Annotated in this window: 20 protein-coding genes; 15 read left to right on the forward strand and 5 right to left on the reverse strand. The window is 35.7% G+C overall.

The window, feature by feature from the left end; all coding sequences use genetic code 11:
• The first annotated feature begins 180 nt into the window (after positions 1 to 180).
• The 6 genes from ACTYA4_RS15885 (at position 181) to ACTYA4_RS15910 (ending at position 6380) form a co-directional block, all read left to right on the forward strand.
• Positions 181 to 702 (forward strand): acyl-CoA thioesterase, encoded by a 522-nt coding sequence (locus ACTYA4_RS15885; protein WP_443483104.1) that lies wholly within the window; start codon positions 181 to 183, stop codon positions 700 to 702.
• A 478-nt stretch (positions 703 to 1180) separates the two neighbouring features.
• The gene (locus tag ACTYA4_RS15890) at positions 1181 to 2380 is read left to right on the forward strand and encodes a branched-chain amino acid ABC transporter substrate-binding protein (RefSeq protein WP_443483105.1); all 1200 of its coding nucleotides are present in this window, start codon (positions 1181 to 1183) and stop codon (positions 2378 to 2380) included.
• A 257-nt stretch (positions 2381 to 2637) separates the two neighbouring features.
• Positions 2638 to 3624, forward strand: coding sequence for a branched-chain amino acid ABC transporter permease (locus ACTYA4_RS15895; RefSeq protein WP_443483106.1), 987 nt, complete (start codon positions 2638 to 2640; stop codon positions 3622 to 3624).
• Between the two features lie 9 nt (positions 3625 to 3633).
• Positions 3634 to 4899: a branched-chain amino acid ABC transporter permease gene (locus tag ACTYA4_RS15900; protein WP_443483107.1), complete on the forward strand. Its 1266-nt coding sequence runs from the start codon at positions 3634 to 3636 to the stop codon at positions 4897 to 4899.
• The gene (locus ACTYA4_RS15905) at positions 4880 to 5656 is read left to right on the forward strand and encodes an ABC transporter ATP-binding protein (protein WP_443483108.1); all 777 of its coding nucleotides are present in this window, start codon (positions 4880 to 4882) and stop codon (positions 5654 to 5656) included. Before ACTYA4_RS15900 ends, ACTYA4_RS15905 begins: the two co-directional genes overlap by 20 nt.
• A 13-nt stretch (positions 5657 to 5669) precedes the next feature.
• Positions 5670 to 6380 (forward strand): ABC transporter ATP-binding protein, encoded by a 711-nt coding sequence (locus ACTYA4_RS15910; RefSeq protein ID WP_443483109.1) that lies wholly within the window; start codon positions 5670 to 5672, stop codon positions 6378 to 6380.
• Between the two features lie 112 nt (positions 6381 to 6492).
• Here the strand turns inward: ACTYA4_RS15910 and ACTYA4_RS15915 are convergent, their stop codons facing one another.
• Together ACTYA4_RS15915 and ACTYA4_RS15920 are read right to left on the reverse strand one after the other, a co-directional pair.
• Complete coding sequence (locus ACTYA4_RS15915; RefSeq protein ID WP_443483110.1) at positions 6493 to 7554, reverse strand: lactonase family protein; 1062 nt, start codon at positions 7552 to 7554, stop codon at positions 6493 to 6495.
• A 366-nt stretch (positions 7555 to 7920) separates the two neighbouring features.
• Positions 7921 to 8046 (reverse strand): YfhE family protein, encoded by a 126-nt coding sequence (locus ACTYA4_RS15920; protein WP_443483111.1) that lies wholly within the window; start codon positions 8044 to 8046, stop codon positions 7921 to 7923.
• Between the two features lie 479 nt (positions 8047 to 8525).
• On the opposite strand from ACTYA4_RS15920, the gene recX reads away from it, so the two are divergent.
• Positions 8526 to 9329: a recombination regulator RecX gene (gene recX / locus ACTYA4_RS15925; protein WP_443483112.1), complete on the forward strand. Its 804-nt coding sequence runs from the start codon at positions 8526 to 8528 to the stop codon at positions 9327 to 9329.
• A gap of 73 nt (positions 9330 to 9402) precedes the next feature.
• Here the strand turns inward: recX and sspK are convergent, their stop codons facing one another.
• Positions 9403 to 9555 carry a small, acid-soluble spore protein K gene (sspK, locus tag ACTYA4_RS15930; protein ID WP_443483113.1) on the reverse strand — a complete coding sequence of 51 codons (153 nt, stop codon included), beginning with the start codon at positions 9553 to 9555 and terminating at the stop codon, positions 9403 to 9405.
• Between the two features lie 119 nt (positions 9556 to 9674).
• Here sspK and ACTYA4_RS15935 point away from each other — a divergent pair, with 119 nt between their 5' ends.
• Positions 9675 to 9944, forward strand: a complete 270-nt coding sequence (locus ACTYA4_RS15935) for a YfhJ family protein (protein WP_443483132.1) — start codon at positions 9675 to 9677, stop codon at positions 9942 to 9944.
• 202 nt (positions 9945 to 10146) lie between these two features.
• Here the strand turns inward: ACTYA4_RS15935 and ACTYA4_RS15940 are convergent, their stop codons facing one another.
• Positions 10147 to 11127: a metal-dependent hydrolase gene (locus tag ACTYA4_RS15940; RefSeq protein WP_443483114.1), complete on the reverse strand. Its 981-nt coding sequence runs from the start codon at positions 11125 to 11127 to the stop codon at positions 10147 to 10149.
• Positions 11128 to 11382: 255 nt separating this feature from the next.
• On the opposite strand from ACTYA4_RS15940, the gene mutY reads away from it, so the two are divergent.
• Entirely contained in the window at positions 11383 to 12495 is a 1113-nt protein-coding gene (gene mutY, locus ACTYA4_RS15945; protein ID WP_443483115.1) for an A/G-specific adenine glycosylase, read from the forward strand.
• A 34-nt stretch (positions 12496 to 12529) separates the two neighbouring features.
• Here mutY and yfhS read toward each other — a convergent pair whose 3' ends face one another.
• Positions 12530 to 12742 carry a mother cell protein YfhS gene (gene yfhS / locus ACTYA4_RS15950; RefSeq protein WP_443483116.1) on the reverse strand — a complete coding sequence of 71 codons (213 nt, stop codon included), beginning with the start codon at positions 12740 to 12742 and terminating at the stop codon, positions 12530 to 12532.
• Positions 12743 to 12870: 128 nt separating this feature from the next.
• Between yfhS and fabL the strand changes: the two genes are divergently transcribed.
• From fabL to ACTYA4_RS15980, 6 genes are all read left to right on the forward strand, one after another.
• Positions 12871 to 13614 (forward strand): enoyl-[acyl-carrier-protein] reductase FabL, encoded by a 744-nt coding sequence (fabL, locus tag ACTYA4_RS15955; RefSeq protein ID WP_443483133.1) that lies wholly within the window; start codon positions 12871 to 12873, stop codon positions 13612 to 13614.
• Positions 13615 to 13794: 180 nt separating this feature from the next.
• Positions 13795 to 13998 (forward strand): gamma-type small acid-soluble spore protein, encoded by a 204-nt coding sequence (locus ACTYA4_RS15960; RefSeq protein WP_443483117.1) that lies wholly within the window; start codon positions 13795 to 13797, stop codon positions 13996 to 13998.
• 432 nt (positions 13999 to 14430) lie between these two features.
• The gene (locus ACTYA4_RS15965; protein ID WP_443483118.1) at positions 14431 to 14691 is read left to right on the forward strand and encodes a YgaB family protein; all 261 of its coding nucleotides are present in this window, start codon (positions 14431 to 14433) and stop codon (positions 14689 to 14691) included.
• Positions 14692 to 15147: 456 nt separating this feature from the next.
• Positions 15148 to 15678, forward strand: coding sequence for a nucleoside tri-diphosphate phosphatase (gene ntdP, locus ACTYA4_RS15970; protein ID WP_443483119.1), 531 nt, complete (start codon positions 15148 to 15150; stop codon positions 15676 to 15678).
• Positions 15679 to 16067: 389 nt separating this feature from the next.
• The gene (locus tag ACTYA4_RS15975; RefSeq protein WP_443483120.1) at positions 16068 to 17816 is read left to right on the forward strand and encodes an ABC transporter ATP-binding protein; all 1749 of its coding nucleotides are present in this window, start codon (positions 16068 to 16070) and stop codon (positions 17814 to 17816) included.
• Between the two features lie 474 nt (positions 17817 to 18290).
• Positions 18291 to 20234 carry an ABC transporter ATP-binding protein/permease gene (locus ACTYA4_RS15980; RefSeq protein ID WP_443483121.1) on the forward strand — a complete coding sequence of 648 codons (1944 nt, stop codon included), beginning with the start codon at positions 18291 to 18293 and terminating at the stop codon, positions 20232 to 20234.
• Positions 20235 to 20304: the final 70 nt, after the last annotated feature.

Genomic DNA, 20304 nt, shown 5'->3' on the forward strand with positions numbered 1-20304 from the left:
TGTTACAGCGAGAAAAGAGGTAGTGACGGCAGCGCAAGGAGGATATTTATCTTTACAAAAATCAGATCGTTCCTCTACAATATTTTTAATGAAAGTACTTTTGTATACCGAGGAGTGAAAGGATAAGGTATCAGCATTTCATTAATGTGTATACAAATACTTTAAGGGGGTTTTAGTTAAATGGATGTACGAGAAGAGAAATTTTGTAGAGAATCTTTAGTGGTAAAAACGAGTAGAATATTTCCCATTGATACAAATAATCATAATTCTTTATTTGGCGGAAAACTAATGAGTTATATTGATGATGTGGCATCCATTTCTGCCTCAAGGCATTCGAGAAGTGACGTGGTAACAGCTTCTACTGACTCTGTCGACTTTTTATTTCCCATTAAACCAACAGATTCGGTTTGTTTGCAATCATTTGTTTCACATACGGGCAGATCGTCGATGGAAGTTTTTGTGAAAGTGATCGCGGAAAATTTAAAAACAGGGGAACGCAAATTAGCAGCGACGTCTTTTTTAACCTTCGTAGCATTAAATGATAATGGAAAACCAAAACAAGTTCCAAAAGTAGTTCCTCAATCTCCAGAAGAATTAATGCTTTATAATACAGCAGAAAAGAGGGTAAAGATCAGAAAAGATAGAAGGGAACATAGTAAAGCATTTGCAACCGTTGTAAACACAGATATTCCATGGATGTAATATAGGTTAGGAGCTGGCAAAAAAGGTCAAACTTATTTGTCGGCTCTTTTTTTGTCGTCATACACCAGGAAATTATAAACGAAATGGGATTGTGGATAACTTGCCGGTTGTGTCCACATCTAGCTCCAGCGCCTAGCTCTTGTGAAAAATAACCCCATGCCTCTAAAAGTAAAAAGCACTTTTTGAGTCATGTGAACATTTTTCTTCAGAGCTGTTCAAGGCGCTTGCGCTTTTGTTCCTTAAAATTATTTTATAGTAGCTGTTTGTTGAGATTTAATTTAGATATATCATTACATAAGTGTCAGAATTTATTTAATTTTTTAAAAAATAACGTTAGATAATCTTACAAAAATAAAGACACCTGTCTAATACAGGATTATAATCCATACAAGGAGTTCTATTATTGGGATAATATTCCTAGGTAATTAGGATGTTATTACCAGCATTCCTAAAGAAAAAGAGAAATAGGGGGCTAATTATGATTTCGAAAAAAGTACTATCATTAGCGATGACAGCAACTTTAGCACTAGGTTTCATGAGCGGGTGTGCCTCATCCAATAATAAGGACAAAGATAGCGGCGCTGACGGGAAGAAAGTGATAAAAATCTCTACACAATCTCCATTATCGGGTGGAAGTGCAACTTTAGGCGAAGCAATTAAACTAGGAGCTCAATTAGCAGTAGATGAGCAAAAAGATAAGTTTGCTGATTTAGGTTTTGAACTTAAATTGGAAGCGCAAGACGACCAAGGAGATCCGAAAAAAGGGGTAGCAAACGCTAATTTAATTGCTGCTGACCAATCCGTATTAGGAGTTGTTGGCCACTTAAATTCAGGTGTTTCCATTCCTGCATCTCAAGTATATGAAAAAAATAAAATTGTCAGCATATCACCAGCAAGTACAGCAACTGATTTTACAGACCGTAATCTTAAATCAGTAAGCCGTGTAGTTGCACGCGACGATTTCCAAGGTCCCGCTGGCGCTAAATATGCTGTTGAAACATTAAAAGCGAAAAAAATCTTCGTTATTCAAGATAAAACAGCTTACGGTTCAGGTTTAGCAGGTGCATTTAGAGATGCTGCTGAAAAAATGGGCGCTGAGATTATTGGATATGAAGGTATCACTGTTGGGGAAAAAGACTTTAACGGTGTATTAAACCAAGTATCATCTAAAAAGCCGGATTTAATTTATTATGGCGGTTTATATGCTGAAGGCGGCCTTTTAGTTAAACAAGCTCGTGATAAAGGAATCGATGTTCCATTTATGGGTGGAGATGGCTTAGATTCTTCTACATTTGTTGAAATTGCCGGCGATGCAGTGAAAAATACATTCTTAACTTCTGTTGCAGGTGATACGACAAAAACACCAGAAGGTAAAAAATTTGCTGATGATTATAAAGCGAAATTTAACAAACCTATTGAATCTTATTCAGGATATGCTTATGACAGTGCAGGTGTATTATTAGCTGGTATTGAACAAGCGATTAAAGACAATGACGGTAAAATGCCAACTCGTGAACAAGTAATGACAGCAGTACGTGGTATTAAGGATTACAAAGGGGTTGTAACTCAAGTTGGTTTCGATGATAAAGGTGATAACACATATGCAAAAATCTTTATCTATAAATTTGACGAAGCAAAATATCCAGCTACATTAGATGGAGAAATTGAAAAAGAATAATCAAATAAGAAGGGTATGGATATCCCGTACCCTTTTTCAATTGGATTATAGTAAATATAACGGGATAGTATTTATGATTAGTCAGTAGGTTAGCAAGTTAGGACAAGCAAGTAAGTGAAAAGACTTTAGCCAACGTAAAAAAGAACTATCCTTAAATTGTGAGTTCAAAAAGGAAACAAATGAGAGGCTTTAATTTGGTGATTTTTTGAACACCCTCTTAAAAACAAAAAATTATAAACAAAAGTGTGGGGAAGAAAATGCTGACAGAAATATTACAAACATTACCGCAAGTTTTGATAGATGGACTAACTCTTGGTGCTGTTTATGCTGTTATTGCACTTGGATACACAATGGTTTATGGAATATTGGAGCTGATAAATTTTGCCCATGGAGAAATCTTCATGACAGGTGCGTTTATTGGAACAGCTGTTTTAATTGTTTTAACAAGTCTTGGCTGGACAGCGATGTTACCAGCTGTACTTTCTTTAATTATCATGCTTGTGATATCTAGTTTAATCACAGGGCTAATGGGAATGGGGATTGAAAGAGTCGCATATCGTCCGTTGCGAAAAGCACCGAAATTAATTGCGCTTATTTCAGCTATCGGGATTTCTTTCCTGCTGCAAGATATTGTCCGTTTTATTACAGAATTATATAAAGGAAATTATATTTTAACTTCTCCAAATTTTTTCGAAGGACAAATAAAAGTACATTTAGATTCTATTATCCCAGGAATTCAGAATCCTCATTTTAAAAGTTCCTTTTTAGTAGTTATTATTGTTGCCATCATACTAATGATTGCTCTTGATTTGTTTGTTAATAGAACAAAATGGGGCATGGCAATGAGAGCAGTAGCACAGGATAGAGAAACTGCATCTCTTATGTCCATTAACGTTAATAAAGTGATTTCTGTTACATTTTTTGTTGGTTCTGCCCTTGGTGGAGCGACAGGTGTTTTATTTGCCATCCAATATGGAACAATTGATCCATATATTGGATTTATTCTTGGCTTAAAGGCATTTACAGCTGCCGTGCTTGGTGGAATTGGAAATATTCGCGGAGCAATGGTAGGCGGTTTGATTATTGGTCTTATCGAAATGTTTACAGCTGCAAATTTATCTGTTCTTACAGGTGGTCTTTTAGGGGCCGAATATAAAGATGTTGTTGCTTTTGCTATTTTAATTATTGTCCTAATCTTTAAACCAGAAGGCTTATTTGGGAAAGCCGTAGCAGAGAAAGTGTAGGTGGGAACAATGACAAACTTAATGAATACACTACAGAACAATAAAATGGCACAAGCAATACTATTTTTAGTATACGTATTAGTAACAAGTGCTAGTTTATATCTTGCACAACAATCAGTTGTGGCATTTTTACTACTATTATTTTCCCTCTTAATTTTGTACTTCTTAAAGTTAGGAAATAAAATAAAATGGGCATTGGGGATTATCATTTTAGGGTTTGTTCTTCCATTTTCAGCAAGCCACGGACCTGCTTATCAATCGTATATGGAAGTTGCCACGATGGTGGGAATTTATGTTTGTATGGCGTTGGGATTAAATATTGTGGTTGGATTAGCAGGATTGCTTGATTTAGGATTTGTAGCATTTTTTGCAGTAGGTGCTTACACATATGGTATTTTTGCGACAGCGCAAGCTTCCAACTTTATGCCTTTTGGCCAGTACCCATTATCAGGAAACAGCTTTTGGATCTTTATTATCATTGGTCTTTTTGTAGCAGCGTTATTTGGAGTTCTGCTGGGAATTCCTGTTCTTCGTGTTAAAGGAGATTATTTGGCCATTGTTACATTAGGATTCGGGGAGATTATTCGCATTGTATTTAATAATTTAGATAAACCAGTCAATATTACAAACGGTGCGATGGGGCTTGCGAGTATTAGTCCTCCTGAAATCTTTGGCATTCAATTAATATTCCCAAACCAATTTTATTATGTTGTATTAGTTGTTTTTGTTATCGTAATTTATACGGTTACAAAATTAGAACATACAAAATTGGGGCGTTCTTGGAAAGCAGTTAGAGAAAATGAAATTGCTGCACAAGCAATGGGAATCCCACTAGTAAAAACAAAATTAACAGCTTTTGCAATCGGAGCTTCTTTTTCAGGAATGATGGGGGTTGTATTTGCAGCAAAACAAACCTTTATTGATCCAACAAGTTTCACTTACTTAGAATCTACTACTATTCTTGTTATGGTAATTTTGGGAGGTATGGGAAGTGTTCCTGGTGTTATTTTAGGTGCTTCTGTTATTACCATTTTGAATTTACAAGTTTTAGCAGAGATTACATCTTGGCTTAGTACAGTAACGGCTATTCCTGATGCGTTATCTCCGGCAAAAATGCAAAGATTTATTTTTGGAGCATTATTAATTGTCATGACATTGTATCGTCCACAAGGTTTGATACCGGTGAAAAATATAAAATTTAATGCAAAGAAATTAAAACAAGGGACCGGAGCAAATGTAAAAGGAGGAGCATCAAGTGAATATACTCGAAATTAAAGGATTAACCAAATCTTTTGGCGGACTTGTCGCAAATTCGGATATTGATATGTATGTTGAAAAAAACTCCATAACAGCTGTTATTGGACCAAATGGAGCAGGGAAAACGACATTTTTTAATATGATTACAGGAGTATATAAACCAACATCAGGAAAAATTCTTTTAGAAGGCAAGTCGATAGCAGGTTTAAAACCTCATGTTGTTGCAAAAAATGGAATCTCCCGTACTTTCCAAAATATTCGTTTATTCGATGAGATTACGGTTTTAGAAAATGTATTGATTGGGATGCATAATCATATAAAAGGGAATATATTAGGAACACTACTCCAGCTTCCAAAATCAAGACATGAGGAAGAGGAAGCAAAAAAAGAGGCTTATCGCTTATTAGAATATGTTGGTCTTGCAGATTTGTTAAATGAAGCAGCGGGAAATTTATCTTATGGTGCCCAGCGAAGATTGGAAATTGCCCGTGCCCTAGCAACAAAACCTCGTATTTTATTATTAGATGAGCCTGCTGCTGGTATGAACCCGAAAGAAACGAGTTTATTAACAGACTTAATACAAGATATGTGTAAAAAATTGGATTTGACGATTATCTTAATAGAACATGATATGAAGCTAGTGATGGAAATTTCTAATCATATTATTGTCCTTGACCACGGAGAGAAGATTGCTGAAGGCGGACCGGAAGACATTCGTTCCAATCCAAAGGTAATCGAAGCATATTTAGGCAAAGGAGCGGTAGCGCTCGCTTAAAGGGGGTAACAGCATGGAGAAAATACTGGAACTTAATAGTATCGAGGCATCATATGGAGGCATCCAGGCTTTAAAGGGAATCAGCCTGCATGTAGATAAAGGAGAAATTGTTACGCTTATCGGAAGTAATGGGGCAGGAAAATCCACTACTTTAAAAGCGGTAAGTGGACAAGTCCCTGCCAAAAAAGGATCTATTTTTTACAAAGGGAATGAAATCACCAATATTGCTGCCCATAAAACAGCTGTATTAGGTATTTCACAAGTACCAGAAGGAAGACGGATTTTTCCTAAGCTTTCTGTACGAGAAAACTTATTAATTGGTGCTTTTGCTGTAAAAGATAAACAATTAATTGAAACAAGAATGAAAAAGGTGTTTGGATATTTTCCTAGATTAAAAGAGCGGATAGAACAAAAAGGCGGGACGATGAGCGGTGGGGAGCAGCAAATGCTTGCTATTGGCCGTGCTCTTATGATGCAGCCGGAAGTATTAATGCTTGATGAACCTTCCATGGGTTTGGCGCCAATTATTGTGGAACAAATATTTGAGATTATTAAAGAGTTGAATAAAGAGGGAATGACGATTCTACTAGTAGAGCAAAATGCTTTCCAAGCACTGCAAATTGCCAATAGAGGGTATGTTATTCAAACGGGTGAAATTGTTCTAGAAGGATCAGGAGCAGAATTAATTACAAATAAACAAGTACAAGAAGCGTACTTAGCATAAATGCTAAAAAAGCTGACTTTCATTGATTGAAGGTCAGCTTTTTTAAAAGATAAGAAAGATAAAAAATTTTTAACTTAGATGAGTGTCTAACTCAGGCGCCTGCGCTTTTCTTTTAATAATTTAAAAATTTTATACAAACTGGTTCAGGTGCTTGAATTTCTGATTGAAGTAATGTTAGTTTGCCTGTTGCTTGATCTCTTGCAAATAACGTCAATGTATCTGATTGTTCATTTGATGCAACAAGAAACTGTTCTGTTGGATCTAAAACAAAATCGCGAGGCCAGTTTCCTTCTGTAGATGTACGGTCTACATATTGCAACTCACCTGTTTCTTTGTTCACACTAAAAATAGCAATAGAATTATGTCCACGGTTACCAGCATAAACAAAATTGCCGTCAGATGAAAGATGGATCGCACTGCCTTGATTATTTTCCGTAAAATCAGTTGGCAAGGTGGAAATGTATTGAAGTTCTTTAAAGCTTCCGGATTCTGCATCATACGATAAAGCAATTACTTCTGAGCTTAATTCCGTCATAATATAAGCAAATTTACCGTTAGGATGGAAAGCGATATGTCTTGGACCGCTGCCAGGTTTTGTGGATAAACTGCTTACTTCCTCTAACACGCCATTTGTCAGCTTGTATGTATCTAATTTATCAATTCCTAAATCAACAGATACAACATATTTTTCATCAGGAGTAAACCCGACAAAATGCATATGTGGTTTTTCTTGACGTGCCTTATTAGGACCAGTGCCAGTGTGCTCAATAACAGAAGAAACAGCTTGAAGAGCATTGCTTTCTTGATCAATAGGATATGCTTCTGCAGTTCCTTTATGATAGTTTCCGGATAATACAGTTTTTTTGTTTTCATCAACGCTTACATGACATGGTGAAGCACCTTCTGTATATTGGCTATTAAGCATTTGAAGTTTGCCGGATGCAGGATCGATTGTATAGGCAGAAACACCTCCAAGCGAACCATCTTTTCCTACTGCATAAAGATGTTTATTGTCTTTACTTACAGTTAAATAGGTAGGGTTATCAATTTCAGCGACTAATTCAATATTCGCTATTTTTTTTTCTGTTGTATCCAGTATAAAGGAATAAATTCCTTTGCTTGTCGATTTTGTATAAGTACCAACATAACCGATAAATTTCTTTGAATTTGTCATGTGCAAATCTCCTTTAAACATAATTAAGTTCATTATATCAAAAAATTTGAACAATTAAATAATATAAGGGTGGGAGAATAATTAGAGTGGAGAAGGTCAAGGCGCAGAAATCTTGAAGTTCATGTGCTAAAAATGAGTGATTACGTAGTAATATATTGTGATAATATGGAATGTGGAAAAGTTGGCTGGTTTATTCACGTATTATTAACAAGATAATCATTGTTATATAAGTATTCCACAGGTTTATTCACATTATCCACAGGATGGTAGGGGGGTAATTCATTTTTTGTGGATAACTACTTGGTTTTATATGTAGGCAAGTTTAAGACTAGAAGGCTGAATAATCTCCTTCTAGTCTGTTAAAAATTAATTTCTTTTATTTTTACTAGGTTTTGCTGCTGCCGTGTCCGCTTTTTTAAATTCGTGTGTATATAATACTTCTTGCATACTAGATAAAGTATGTTTCGATTTAGGTTGTTTCTTTTTTTCCATGTTAAACATCCTTTCTTTTTTAATAGTTTTCCCTAATAAGCAAGAAAAGATACTTAATACAATGTCGGCAAGTCTTCTTCTTTACCAAAGGCTGTTTTCGTATAGAATGTCGCTTTTAAACTCGCAGCCTGAATACACTTCGTCCGTTTAGCGAGCGTCGAGCCTCCTCGTCGCATACGCTCCTGTGGGGTCTCGCCTTTCTCGCATTCCCACAGGAGTCTACGTGTATTCAGTCTGCTGAGTACTTCTTCTCCTATTTTTTTACATGAAAAACAACAAACTTTGAGAAAACAGCCTCACCAAAATACATAAGGTTATATCATTCGCTTGTAATAGAGTGAAAAAACGTTATTTTTTGTAGTATGATAAATGTATAAGCAAAGTACAATTTATCAACATTTATGCTGATTACTTTTGTCAACGCCCTTTATTTATATATTCCCGAAAGCAAATCATTAAATCATAAGGGGGGATAAAGCTTGATTATTTCTAAAATTACTAGACAGAAACAGATTGAGGATCGCTATAATATTTTTACGGTGAAAAATGGAAATGAGCAATATGCATTTAGTGTAGATGAGGCGATATTAATTCAATATCAACTTCGAAAAGGGTTGGAATTAGATTCCTTATTATTAAGTGAAATTCAATTTAATGATGAAATAAGGAAAGGGTACCATCTTGCTGTGAAGTATTTAGCAAAAGTAAAACGAACAGAAGCAGAGGTTAGAACTTATTTACAAACAAAGGTAGAAGGGGACTTTATTGTTTCCGAGGTAATAACAAAGCTGATAGAAATGAAATTTCTTGATGACGAAGATTATGCTTTTTCTTATGTTAGAACGCAAAAAAATACGACAGATAAAGGTCTACAAGTTATTAAAAGAGAATTAAAGGAAAAGGGAATAGCCGCTCATTTCATCGAAGCAGCGCTAAAAGAAATATCTTATGATGATCAATTATCAGCAGCAGCAAAAATAGCCAAAAAAGTGATTGGAAGCAATAAAAAGGAGTCTAATCGAATACTTTTGCAAAAGGTGGAGCAGACGTTAATGAGAAAAGGGCATACTGCCGACATCATTCAAGAAGTAAAAAATGAACCTTCTTTAATGGAAGAAACGAGTGATGAAATGGACATGCTCCGAGTACAAGGGGATAAGGCACAAAGAAAATTTTCCAAGTATACCGGATATGAATTTAAACAAAAAATGAAACAATATTTATACAGAAAAGGATTTGCGATGGAACAGATCGAACTATATCTAGATGAGTTATCGAATTGACTTGTATCACGTGTTCAAAAAGGAGAGAGGGATAGCAGAAAGTTTTTTGTCCTTCCTGTCCCACTCTAAAAAGTTATTGGTTCGTATCACGGTGAGATGACGCATTCATTCTTTCTTGTGGATGTGTATTTGTTTTCCCATCTGCACGCTTTGATGCAAATTCTGGCTTCGCACGAGGTTCGCCTTCAAATTTATTTTGGTCTATATTGTGTACATTTTTTCCCATAAAAGAACCCCTCCGATTTTTTATCAATGGTAGTTGTAATAAACGTAAACGGTTGTTTATCACAAGATTAGTATTGGTTGGAACAAAACAAAATATTAGTGAAAGAAGGATAAAACATGATGCATGATTATCAAAAAAGGTTAGTAGAGAGATTGCTGGAAATTAACCAATCGATTTCCGTTACACAAGCACAGACATGGATCGAGTTATTATGGGAAGATTTTGAAAGCACCTATGCAAAAGCAGGAAGAGAATATCAAGGAATGGAAATAACGGAAAAAGTCGTTAGTCAATGGATCGAAAATCACGGTGAAAAGCTGCATGAATTTGTTGCTCAAAATCCAAAATACAAAGAGTTTTTTTTAGAAGATAAAAAGAAGCTGCACTAATGAATGACGGGTCCCCTAACATAAAAAAGGAGACCTGTTTTTTATGGATGGGCTCTGTTTATTTTCAGTGCTGATTTAGAATGGTCAGGAAATTCACTCGCTTTCCGCGGACGAACTGGCAAGCTTCGGCGTTCGCCCGCGGAAAGCGTAGTGTATTCACGCTGCGGAACTTCTTTTCAAGGAAACTAATGGATTAAATGCATTAATTGGTTAAAATATCAAGTTTTTTTCTTAGTTTTTCTTCGCTGAAAATCCAGCCGGTGTAGGACGAAATGATATCATAATGTTGATCTAAGTGAACAACGGCTACAAAAGGATAATGTCCGTTGCTTCGATAGCGCAGGTCAATAAAACGAACTTGGAATTGATTGTCGGTCTCTTGCACTTCCCACCGATAAACAGGTGAAAAAGATAAAAAGGCAGAAAGGTTTTTATCTTTTTGAGCAGCAGTTAATGCTGGTGTTATTGGAATAGGAACACGCTCATATTTGTCATAAATTTTAATCTGGTAGTTATGTGCTTTGCCTACATAAAAGAATTCATCTGTCATTACAGCAACTCGCCAATGGTTATACCTCATGGTAGGAGATAAGATAATGGAAGCAGCGTTTGGAACGAGCTCTTTGACTTTATTTTTAACTTTTCGCTGTGCAAAATAGCGGAGAAAATAATAACAAACTAACAAAATGTAAATAGTGGAAAACGTATAACCTGGATCTGAACCGAAAGCCCATAAAAACAAACCAATTACATGAACAGTAAATATAATTGGATCAAACGTATTGATGAATCCTAACGCAATCCATTTGGAAGAAAATGGACGTAAGGCTTGTGTTCCATAAGCATTAAAAATATCGACAAAAACATGTAAAAAAACGGCTAAAAATGTCCACAACCATAAATGTAGGAGATTGGCCACCGGAAAAAAAGGATAGATCACAGCAATGATAACTAATGGCCACAAAATTACGGCTGGAATGCTATGGGTAATCCCTCGGTGATTTCTAATATAGACAGCATTATTTCTTAATTTTAATACGGTATCAATATCGGGAGCCTGTGATCCAGCTAATGTAGCGATCATCACACTAATTGTTGTTGCCTGACTTTCTGCAACAACGGGGTCAAGTGTTGCAAGACCGCCCAATGCTAATCCCATGACTACATGTGTACCAGTGTCCAAAATAACAAACCTCCCTAAAGTTAGTCAGTCGATTGGATAATCATTCTAAAATTTCTAGGAAAAATTACTTTCTTTTTTCTAAAACAAAAGATACACTTTTTAAGTTAGACAGTCGAGATGGATATACCTTTATTTTATTAAATTGGCCAAACATAAATAAAGGTCATTTTTAGAAGAGTGACAAAAAAAGTTAGTTTTAATACATACTTTGTTATTCCCCAATTTTAATAAAATTAATATTATTGGAGGGTGAATGTGGACGGTTTAAATGAAACGCTAAAAAATATAAATATTCAAGGATTTAGGGACGATCTCTTACATTGGTTTACAGCAGAACAACGAAGTTTGCCATGGCGACAGGACCAAGATCCATATAAGGTTTGGGTATCAGAAATCATGCTGCAGCAAACAAAGGTAGATACGGTTATCCCTTATTTTAACCGTTTTATCGAACAGTTTCCTTCAATAGATGCACTCTCAGAAGCAGAAGAAGAAAAGGTGTTAAAGGCATGGGAAGGGCTTGGATATTATTCAAGAGCGAGAAACTTACATACAGCGGTAAAGGAAGTAAAAGAAAAGTATGGAGGAGTTGTGCCAAACACGCCAGATGAAATCGCGACACTTAGAGGAGTAGGACCATATACAGCTGGCGCTATTTTAAGTATTGCATATGGCGTGCCAGAGCCGGCAGTAGATGGAAATGTAATGAGAGTGCTCTCAAGAATCCTCTCTATTTGGGAGGATATTGCAAAACCCAAATCACGCAAAGTGTTTGAGGAAGCGGTAAGGGGGCTTATTTGTCATGAGAACCCTTCTTATTTTAATCAGGCGTTAATGGAATTAGGGGCTTTAATTTGTACACCAACCTCTCCATCTTGCCTAATATGTCCTGTTCGCGACCATTGCCAAGCATTTTATAATGGTACACAAACAGAATTGCCTGTCAAAACAAAAAAGAAAAAGCAAAAATCGTTAAATCTTGCTGCTGTTATTTTAAAAGACAAAGATGGAAGAACGCTTATTCATAAAAGAGCGGAGACTGGTTTATTAGCAAACTTATGGGAATTTCCTAACATGGAAATTGTGCAAACGATTCAAAGTGAAAAAGAACAGCTAAAAGATGAAGTGCTTTCTAAATATGGTGCAAAAATAGAAGTTGGTGACTTAATAACAAGAATTGAGCATGTTTTTACTCATTTAATTTGGAATATCAATGTTTATTTCGGTGAGTTAGTGGAATTGGATGCGGAATCGGATCGTTTGAAAAAGGTGACACAAATGGAAATAGAACGTTATCCTTTTCCGGTGTCCCATCAGAAAATGTTAAAATACTTGCCTGAAACATTAAATAGAAGAGAAGATGCTTAAAAATTTTGCACCTTCTCTCAAAGTTAATCATATTTTATTTTATATCGTGGGTGTAGTCTGCTTCGTTTCGTTGCAAACCGCCGCGATTTTCGATTTCTTTCATAATTTCTTGATGAATGGTTAGTCCTTCTATATTTAAATATGGTGTCATCTGCTGTAAGGAATGATGAAAATAAGCTAATTCACTATTTTTCCACTTTGATTTTTCCAACATGGATAATTCCGTCATATCTCTGACTTCATACATTACAAAAAGCACCCTTTCTTTAGCTAAAATTTCTATACATGCACTATATGTATTGTGTTTATGTAGATTGCGAACTATGCATGGAAAGAGGTAAAATGAACATAAATAGATGGGAAAGGAATAAAAAAATGACACAAAAAGTAGCATTGGTAACAGGAAGCAGCAGAGGGATAGGAAAGGCAATAGCTCTCCGCTTAGCGAAGGATGGCTATGATATTGTAATAAATTATGCAAGAAGTAAAAAAGCCGCTGAAGAAACAGCAAATGAAATTAAAGCATTAGGAAGAAAAGTGCTTTTGGTAAGAGCAAATGTCGGTGATGTTGATAAAATTAAAGAGATGTTTGCAGAAATAAAACAAGAATTTGGCAGGCTAGATGTCTTTGTAAACAACGCGGCATCGGGTGTATTAAGACCAATAATGGATTTAGAAGAATCACATTGGAATTGGACAATGAATATAAATAGTAAAGCATTATTGTTTTGTGCACAAGAAGCAGCAAAGTTAATGGATAGCGGCGGAAAAATCGTCAGCATTAGCTCGTTAGGGGCAATCCGCTACTTAAAAAACTATACAACAGTCGGTGTTAGTAAAGCAGCGGTAGAAGCATTAACACGCTATTTAGCTGTTGAGCTTGCTCAGAAAAATATCGTTGTAAATGCTGTTTCAGGCGGAGCAATTGATACAGATGCTTTAAAGCATTTTCCGAATAGAGAAGAGTTATTAAATGATGCAGCAGAAAAAACACCAGCAGGCAGGATTGTCGAAATTGATGACATAGTAAATACAGCTATGTTTTTAATAAGTGATGACAGTAGTATGATAAGAGGGCAAACGATTATAGTAGATGGCGGTATTTCATTGTTGGTATAAGTATGAAAAAGGGAGGAGAAATTCTCTCTTTTTTTATGTTCATTTTTATCTAATTTTTGCTAATATATTGTCGATAAAAAACATTCGAAATTATCTGTTTTGTGGATTATATTGGAAATTAAATCGTGCGAATAGAACCTTAAATTCTGGGACAAATTAATATTCGTGGAGGTGATAGTAATGGCTAAAAAAGCTGGTGCAACACAAACAGGAACTAACATCCAAGAAGTTAAACAAAAAAACGCACAATCTGCAGGTACTGCTGGAGCTGCTGGAGCTGCAGGTCAATTTGGTACTGAATTTGCTGGCGAAACAAACGCTGCAGAAGTGAAAAAATTAAATCAACAAGCAGAAGCTAAAAAAGCACAAAACTCTAGCAAATAATTGCTGAACAACTAAAGCAAAAGGCACTTTCTTTTCGAGAGAAGTGCCTTTTGTTTTTTTATGAAGGACAAAATCAAGGGAAAAGTAGTCCGAAATGTCCTTGAGAGGGCTTATGAAGGACAAAATCAACGAAAAGCAGCCCGAAATGTCCTTGAAACTGCTTATGAAGGACAAAACTAAGGAAAAGCAGCTAAAAATGTCCTTGATACGGCTTATAAAGGACAAAACTAAAGTAAAATAAGTAAGAAATGTCTAATATGTTCCTTTTTATGGAATTCATTTCATGTTTTAATACGAACGGCATTTATAACATTTCATATTCGACAAAACTTCTTTTCAGTCTACATAACTTGTCAAAGGAATAGGATAAGGGAGAACGAAATACTAATATAGAAATCCATTTAAAAAATATAAATTAGGATGTGTTTTTTTATGGACTTATTTAATGGGTTAGTTGGGGAACAAATGAAAACGATGGATAAACTTTTATATTTACAAGGTGAGTTGGAACGATGTGAAGCATTAGAAATAGAACTTCAATTATTGCAAAAGGAAACCGAATTAAAAGAGGTTCAATCAGTTATTCAGAAAATGAAAAAAGAATTAAAAGACATTCATCAAATATTTGAATCACAGACAGAACAGGTAATTAAGGTGTATCAAGAAAAACAGATGAAATTATCGTCTAGTTAGAGGCTTGTTAATAATTCTTAATCTTTCTTTTTGGCTGTTTTCTCAAATTTTGTTGTTATTTACGTAAAAAAATGGGAGAAGAAGTACTCAGCAGACGGAATAGACGGAATACACGTAGACTCCTGTGGGAATGCGAGAAAGACGAGACCCCACAGGAGCGTATGCGACGAGGAGGCTCGACGCTCGCTAAACGGACGAAGTGTATTCAGGCTGCGCTTTTAAAAGCAACAATCTATACGAAAACAGCTTTCTTTTTTAAACACTTATCGTCTAGTTAATCTTTATTTCGTAGGCCATTGTATAATTTCAATGGTTCTTTTGTTTTAAATTTTCTTCTTAACCGTTATAATATAAATAGAAAAAAGAGGAATTGTTCTTTGTTGCCTTTGTCGGGATAATAATGTTTTTACGTGTAGCAGGTTACAAAGCGTCCGCTAATGAAAGTAGGGGAGAAATATGGTCGTACCTATCGAGGGTGAACCAATTCAAATTCATAGCTACAAACATAATGGGCACATCCATCGAATCTGGGACGAAACAATGATACTTAAAGGGACGCAAAACTTAATAATTGGTGGTAATGATCGAACTATTGTTACAGAAGCCGATGGAAGAACATGGGTAACTCGTGAACCAGCAATTTGTTATTTTCATTCGCAGCATTGGTTTAATGTAATCGGCATGATTAGAGAAGACGGGATTCATTATTACTGTAACCTAAGTTCTCCTTTTATTTATGATGGTGAAGCAATAAAATACATTGATTATGATTTAGACATTAAGATTTTTCCAGATATGACTTTTAATTTGTTAGATGAGGATGAATATGAACGTCATCGTGTCGAAATGAACTATCCCAGTGTAATTGACAACATATTAAAGTCACATGTTAATCAATTGATTGATTGGATTCACCAGCGAAAGGGTCCCTTTGCACCAGATTTTATTGATTTATGGTATGAAAGATTCTTAACGTACAGAGGTTGATATTATTTTGAAAAAAGCTTGTTGATGATTGGACAAGCTTTTTCATTTTGTATGATAGGTAATTAGGTAATAATAATAAAAGGCTGTTTTCTCAAAGTTTGTTGTTTTTTATGTAAAAAAATGAGAGAAGAAGTACTCAGCAGCCTGAATACACGTAGACTCCTGTGGGAATGCGAGAAAGACGAGACCCCACAGAAGCGTATGCGACGAGGAGGCTCGACGCTCGCCCACGGAAAGCGAAGTGTATTCAGGCTGCGCATTTAAAAGCAACAATCTATACGAAAACAGTCTAATAAAATAACTCATTGTTTACAATCGTATCGTGAAAAATGACTAAACGTTTCTTGGATATAATAAACTGAATTACTTTTAAAAAAGGGGAATTGTTATTGAATAGTATAAAGAGGTATTTGCATTTTGTTAAGCCGTATCGAATGCAAATTATTGGAACAATTATTATTGGAATAATAAAATTTGCCATTCCGCTTCTCATCCCGCTGTTATTGAAGTATGTAGTAGACGATATTATTAATAATAACGGGATCAGCAGTGATGAAAAGATCAATCGTTTATTGATAACTATGGGGATTATGACCGTTATCTTTTTAGTATTGAGACCACCTATTGAGTATTATCGCCAATATTTTGCCCAGTGGGTTTCTAATAAGATACTATATGATATTCGTGATCAGCTATTTTCCCATTTGCAAAAATTAAGTCTTAAATATTATTCCAATGCAAGAGCAGGGGAAGTTATATCTCGTGTTATTAATGATGTAGAGCAAACAAAAACCTTTATTTTAACAGGGTTAATGAATTTATGGTTAGATGGGGCAACCATTGTAATTGCTATTGCTATTATGTTTACGTTGAATATTAAGCTTACAATTATTTCGATTATCTTGCTCCCATTTTATGCGCTTTCGGTAAAGTATTTTTTTGGGAATTTACGGGCGTTAACAAGAGAAAGATCGCAAGCTTTAGCTGGTGTTCAAAGTTTTTTGCATGAAAGAGTACAAGGGATCGCTGTTATTAAAAGTTTTGCAAGAGAAGAACATGAGCAGCAAATATTTAGTAAATATAATAATCGTTTTTTAGATAAAGCGATTAATCATACAAAGTGGAATGCAAAAGCATTTGCTGTCGTAAATACAATAACAGATATTGCTCCGCTCATTGTGATTGCATACTCTGGATATCAAGTGATTACTGGGGATTTATCATTAGGTGAGATGATTGCGTTTTTTGCTTATATTGAAAGGTTATACAATCCTTTAAGAAGAATGGTTAATTCTTCAACAACGATAACGCAATCAATTGCCTCCATGGATCGAGTATTTGAATTAATTGATGAAAAATACGATATTCAAGATAGAAGGGATGCAGTTCCGTGTGTGGATGTAAAAGGAGAAATAGTATTTAAACAAGTTGATTTCTCCTATTCTCCAGATGAAGCACTTATTTTAAAGGATGTCTCTTTAAAAATTAACCAAGGGGAAACGGTTGCATTTGTAGGAATGAGTGGCGGGGGGAAATCATCGCTCATCAGTCTTATTCCGCGCTTTTATGATGTAGTAAACGGAAGCATCGAATTGGATCATCAAGATGTTCGTTCTTTTAAAGTTCGGACATTGCGAGATAACATAGGCATGGTATTACAAGAAAATCTTCTTTTCAGTGACAGCGTGAAGGAAAATATTATGATTGGGAATCCTCATGCGACAGATGAACAAGTGGTGGCCGCTGCTAAAGCTGCAAATGCACATGAATTTATTATGGAATTACCAGAAGGCTATGATACAAAAGTAGGGGAAAGAGGAGTGAAGTTAAGTGGCGGCCAAAAGCAGCGGGTAGCGATTGCACGAGTATTTCTAAAAAATCCGCCGATCTTAATTTTAGACGAAGCAACCTCTGCACTAGACTTAGAGAGTGAACAATCGATACAAGAAGCGATTGAAAAGCTGGCAAAGGACCGAACAACCTTAATCGTAGCACATCGCTTATCGACGATCACCCACTCAGACCGCATTGTATTAATGGAACATGGCAGAATTATCGAAGATGGCACACATGAAGAATTGATGGAAAAACGAGGACAGTATTTTAATTTATTTCAAATCCAGCAGCTGGATAATTAGAAAAGCGGAAGCGCCCTTGCTCATCGACAGAAAAAGGTGAGTTCCACAGGATGTGGATCACACAATCGTTGCCACTGGACGTGGCGGTTTTAGATTGTGTACCTTACAGTAGATAAAGGAAACACGAAGAGCGTTAGCGATTCGATGTTGACTTATCGTAGACGAGGTAAGGGAAGCGTTGAAGTCGATAGGGCGCTGGAGCTAGACACTAAACTAAATTGAAAATTTTATACTTTTCTTATCTTTTTAGAAAAGCGGAAGCTCCTTGTTCAGCTATAGTAATTTAAATTGAAAAATTGACACAATGATTTCAAAAATGAAAAAAGTGATTCAAAAATCGTTCAACGGTTTTTGAATCACTTTTTTTGCTTTTTTCTAAAAAAAATGAAACTTATGAATAATCAACACGTATTTACATATGACTTAGAAAAATATGGATGATTATGTCTAAAAGAAAATACTAAGGAGGTAAAAATGCTTAAATTAGTAAATATTCAGAAATCGTATTTTGTTGATAAGGAACCGATTCCTGTTTTAAAAGGAATTAATTTGGAGTTTCAAAAAGGAGAGCTCGTTTCCCTGTTGGGTGAATCGGGGTGTGGGAAGTCTACTCTCTTAAATATTATTACCGGACTTGATGTAACGACAGCTGGAGAAATTTATTTTTATGATCAAAACATCACAAAGTTTAATCAAAATGAATGGGCTCAATACCGAAAAAATAATATTGGGTACATATTTCAAAGCTTTAATCTTGTTCCGCATTTAACGGTGCAAGAAAATGTGGCGCTTGTTATGACGTTAGATGGTCAGTCTAAACAGCAGCGACAGCAGCGAGCAAAAGAACTGCTTGAAATGGTTGGATTAGGGGATAAATTAAATTATGAACCGAACCGATTAAGTGGGGGACAAAAGCAGCGTGTTGCTATTGCGAGAGCTTTAGCGAATGATCCGGATATTATCGTAGCAGATGAACCGACTGGGGCACTTGATTCACAAACGGCGGTTCAAATTATGGAAATACTAAAAGGGTTGGCAGAGCAAGGGAAGTTAATTATTTTAGTTACTCACTCTTTAGAGCTGGCTGAATGGGGAAATCGAATTGTTCGTTTAAAGGATGGAGAAGTTTTATCTAATGAAGTAAAGCAAGAAGTGAAAGAGCAGGAAAGAAGAAGTGATACGAAAAAAGGCGGAAAGCTGAGTCTCTTATCTAGTATGAAGCTTGCGGCACAGAACTTAAAACAGAAAAAGTGGAGGACGCTTTTAACAGCACTTGGGGCATCAATTGGTATTGGTGGCATCGCTTTAATGGTGGGACTTGGAATTGGTGCACAAAACAAAGTAAACAGTGAGCTCGAAAAGCTGACTGATCAAAAAACTGTAGCGATTCAAACAGATCAAAAAAATCCGAAAGTTATTTCAGAAGAAAAGATTCAACACTTAAAAGACAATCCTAATATATCTGATGTTACAGGGGTATATGCTTTTTATGGTGGTGTAACCAATGCAGATCCTGATAAGGGTCCTGTAAATCTCATTCTTTCTGGCTTAAATCCATCTGCACAAAAAGGAGATTTTGAAAAAAATAATATTTTAGAAGGGTCTTACCCGAAAGATGGCGATAAGGGAATATTTATTACGGAAAAGGATGTAGACAACTTATTTGGAAAGGACGCAAAGAATAAAGACATCATTGGCAAGGAAATTAAAATGACGGTTTCTACGCAGCTGGATGGCGTACAGCGCATGTTTAAAACGGTTGATGTTAGTATGCCGGTCATGGGGGTTGTGAAAAATGGATCATTCGGTTTTTCCATTTGCTATATTCCATATGACTTTGCAGAGCAGCTATATAAAGATTCAACAGGCGAAAAAGGAATGCTGCAAGCAAATATAATTGCTAAAAATACACAAGTCGTGGATAAAGTAAAAACTGCTGCTGAAAAAGAAGGTTTAGTTGCTAAAACGAGCAGCGACCAGTTAGATCAAATAAATTCTTATTTTGTGATGATTCAAGCAGCGCTTGGTGCATTTGCTGGTATTTCTCTTATTGTTTCAGCTATTATGATTGCAATCGTTATGTATGTAAGTGTATTAGAAAGAACAAGAGAAATTGGAACAATGAAAGCACTTGGAGCACGTGGAAAAGATATTAGAAGAATTTTTCTATCAGAGGCGGCCGTTATCGGAATTCTAGGTGGATTATTTGGTGTCATTGGCGGCTATTTACTCGGCCTTGCAGGAAATGCTATTCTAGAAGCTGTATTAAAAGAAAATGCCTTCAAAGCATTTGTTGTTCCAGGCTATTTAGCGGCGTTCTGTATTATTTTTAGCACATGCATAAGCATGATTGCCGGATTTATTCCAGCAAGAAGAGCAGCTAAATTAAATGCAGTAGATGCTTTAAGATATGAATAAAGAATTGCGATAGATAATAAATAAGGGAAGCTAAATAGGTCAACAACCTTTTAGCTTCCCTTATTTTATT

This window comes from Niallia yueguangensis (assembly GCF_052663115.1).